Origin of the sequence: Pseudoalteromonas sp. SIMBA_162 (assembly GCF_046535955.1) — a bacterium.
Taxonomy (GTDB): Bacteria; Pseudomonadota; Gammaproteobacteria; order Enterobacterales; family Alteromonadaceae; genus Pseudoalteromonas; species Pseudoalteromonas marina.
In genome coordinates this window covers 1-249 of sequence record NZ_JAWJBQ010000886.1, presented here as the reverse complement: position 1 = coordinate 249, position 249 = coordinate 1, and the positions used below count along the sequence as shown (strand labels likewise).

The window sequence follows — 249 nt, the reverse complement described above, 5'->3', positions numbered from 1 at the left end:
CGGATAGCCGATCTTATCCGCCTCTGCCGCCAGCAGCGCGTCATCCTGATCGGCCCCGTGATACCCCGGCACAACCGGCACGCCCGCCTCGACCATCAAGGCCTTGGCGGCATCTTTAAGCCCCATCGCGCGAATGGCCTTGGCCGACGGACCGATAAAGACCAGCCCCGCCGCCTCTACCGCATCAACGAAATCGGGGTTCTCGGACAAAAAGCCATAGCCCGGATGGATCGCCTGCGCGCCCGTATC

The 249-nt window shown here is 64.3% G+C and carries 1 protein-coding gene; it reads right to left on the bottom strand.

All coding sequences use genetic code 11. From position 1 onward, the window contains the following. A partial coding sequence (locus tag R0J88_RS22255; protein WP_410901209.1) for a biotin carboxylase N-terminal domain-containing protein occupies positions 1-249 on the bottom strand: 249 nt, incomplete at both ends.